The sequence below is a fragment of the Rhodococcus sp. GQ147 genome, from assembly GCF_059759155.1.
Window position 1 is genome coordinate 1 of record NZ_JCAXDU010000046.1, and the last position, 2,967, is coordinate 2,967.

General features: G+C 57.8%; 1 protein-coding gene. It reads right to left on the reverse strand.

Going from position 1 to position 2,967, the window contains the following annotated elements:
• Nucleotides 1–437: 437 nt before the first annotated feature.
• Nucleotides 438–2,138, reverse strand: a complete 1,701-nt coding sequence (locus AC6CID_RS24885; protein WP_220667077.1) for a hypothetical protein — start codon at nucleotides 2,136–2,138, stop codon at nucleotides 438–440.
• Between the last annotated feature and the right edge of the window lie 829 nt (nucleotides 2,139–2,967).

Consider the following 2,967-nt stretch of genomic DNA (forward strand, 5'->3'; position numbering starts at 1 on the left):
CAGTGCCGGGGAGGTGGTTACGGAACCTGCTGCCGCGATTCCTGCTGCATAGTCAGGACAGGAGAAGGGATCACCGTCCTACACCACCTTCTGGGGCTTGACCCGGGTACGCGCAGGATCCAGGCGATCCTGTCCCGACGCCCCTCGTTGCGGCAGATCCCCATTGGATGGTCCTTGGTACTGCTGGCACGGAGAATCCGCACTATGCACCGACCAGCAGCCTTTGAACACGTTCGCCAATGTCACAGGCCGCAGTCGTCGGGTAGTTCGCGTCCAGTCGCGTCGAGCAATACCAGTCGTTGCACACCGACGCCGGGCGACAACACCCGGGCGGCGATGTGCGCACCGTATCGGGCCGGATCACCGAACAGGGCGAGTCGCTCGTCCTGGCTGAGCGATACGTCTGCGGTTGCTGTCCGCAGTGGCCGGTGAGCTGATTAGGCAGGTTCGGGGTCAATGCCTCCGGAGAAGGAAGTGCTACGACTGTGAACGAGGTAGCGGTGGATGGTCTGAGCCGCGTTGGCGAGAGTGTCGGCTTGCTTCTGATCAAGTCGCTCACTGGTCAGAGCCTGTAGCACTAATGAGGTCAGAGCGTTTTCTGCGATCACCGGGAAGGCCCGTTCTCCGTCTCGAAATTCGGGACCGGTGTTCGTAGCGGCTTGTTTTCGTTCTTGTCGGACCGCGTTGTACCGTTCTGCAGGAAGCCGCTTGTCTATTTCTTCCTCTGCCCGAGTCACTCGCTCAAGGAGCGATTGATCTACGGTCTTTCGCCGAGTCACTGAACTGGCACGTTGGCAGAAATCTCGTGCGGTAGTAAGTAGACGGTCTGCGGGAATTGGGAACTTAGGAAGCATAGTGCCGTCTTGTACTTCAATGTCGTGGACTGCCACCGCGTACCTGGCCAAGGCCAACGCATGGAGTGCGCTATGCTCGTATACCCGCAGGAAGGTCCATGCCTTCAGCGGTTTAATAGCGGCGTACAGGCTTTGAGCCGGGGGAATGCGAAGTTTTCTGCCACCGATATGCACCACTACCGCCGAAGGGTTGCTGTCGATTTTCTCGTATTCCCTGAGCAACGCATCATTCATTGTTTTCAGCTTGATCAGAGCTTCGGCGTCTGCCCGTGCGTCGCGACCACGCTCATCGTCTGCGTAGAGCTGGAGTAGTTGTTCTACCAAATCGGGAATGTCATTTCCGTCAGGAAAATATTGGTCAATCAGCTGCTGATAGGAAGGATGGGTGGAGAAGGCCCAGTCAACAGCGCACAGACGTTGCACGATGCTGGTTAGGTCATGGTACCGAACGCGGTCGTTTGCGTCGGTTCCGATACCGGGTTTCTCAGTCACTAAGAATCGAGCAACGTCTCGTAGGCTGGCGATTGATTCCTCGCGGTCGTTACGTATCAGAGCGGATGCGCGTTCGGCGTGAAATCGAGCAACCCTTGCTGTTATGGGTAAGCGCAATGAGCGCGCCAACTCCGCTTCACGTCGCTTCCAGGTCTCGACCAGATACAAGAACCGGTCGGTCTTGTTCAGATCATTTATGTATACGCGAGAACGTCGGACTGCTGCCCAGGCAGCGGCTCGTGCGCAGAGCATCTGCTCATGTCGAAGGCGCCTCGAACGGGATCGGCTCGGGCTGCTTTCTGCGACTTTGTAGCCAGTTTCGGCAACCTTGTATGCCTGACGCAGGATCTTGTCTGATTGCCCCGAGGTTCGCAGTAACTTTTCCGCAAGATGTTGCGCAAGAATCACCTGCTCCGCGTCGTCGCTGTATCTCCTTGCCCTTTCGAGCGCTCGCTCAAGGACTTCGATGCTGGAGTCAGCATTCCACACCCTCGCATAGGGATCCCCGGCCGGCTTCTTGGCCGTGATCAAGTATGACTCCAGCGCTGAAGGAACCGGACGGTCAAGGGAAACAAGATGCGATCGGGTGCGCTCAAGAGCTTCGTCCACCGATGAAAATTTCCGGTACAGGTTTGCGCGACTGTGTGCAAGCGGGCTCTCCCCCTTAGGCGCTCGCACCTCGTCGTTATAGGACGAGATCCACTCACTCAGTTCGCGCATGGAGATGCCTCGGTGAGGTGCCGATATCCGCTCCATGCACCATGCAATCGCCTCAAAGTAGTCGTTCATCATGTCCCTTTCGCCTTCTGTCGTCCCCGCACCGTCTCTTTGAGACATTGTCTCATGAGAATTTGACTGTATTAATGTCTCATGAGACATGTCTCATTCAAACATAGCGTCCTACCTCGGGTTATGTATTGACATCGCGAACAACTGCGGGTTTTATATGGACTATCGGTCTTATCCATCTGGCAAACAGGCGGGATGGGCAGAGAGTTCCAGGCCGATCGCTCCCACAGGAGGAAAAATGAAGACGAGTATGCGACAAGCAATCGCTGGTATAGCGGGTGGCCTTGCGCTGGTAGGTGGGCTTCTGGTCGGGACCGCTGGAGAAGCATCGGCCGCGCCGACTGCGAAGCAGTGGACCAACTGTGGACCCCACACCTGCACCACCTACTTCACCAAGGACCAGACCAAGGCATTCGCCAACTACCTCGAAGGCGTGGCCGGAACAACAGGGAAGGTCAGCGAAGCGATCTTCTGTGGCGCGGTCGGAGGGCTATTCGGGAAGGCGGCCGGTGTGACTGCTAGCGGAGTGTGCGGAGTCGTCGGATTCCCGCAGTACGGGCCTTCCGCGTGGGCGGATGCCGCGAGTAAGGCAGCTTCCGCCAACGGTTGCCTCCAGGTGGAAAAGCCCCGCAAGGGGGTCGGCCTCCTCAAGCCGGGTTACACCACGCACCCGTCGTACTGCCGGGGATAACCTTGCACGAGATCCGCACGGCCACGGCTTCTTAGAGGGCCAGAGTTAGATGTTCAGGCAAAGGGGTCCGTGTCGATGGCTGACACGGACCCCTTTCGTGTGTCGGCGACAAGCTTGGGTATCGATTCGGCGGTGGTGGGC

What these genes read in the sequence shown, in the direction of transcription:
- AC6CID_RS24885 (WP_220667077.1), bottom strand. Translation starts at nt 2,138, where the DNA reads ATGATGAACGACTACTTTGAGGCGATTGCATGGTGCATGGAGCGGATA.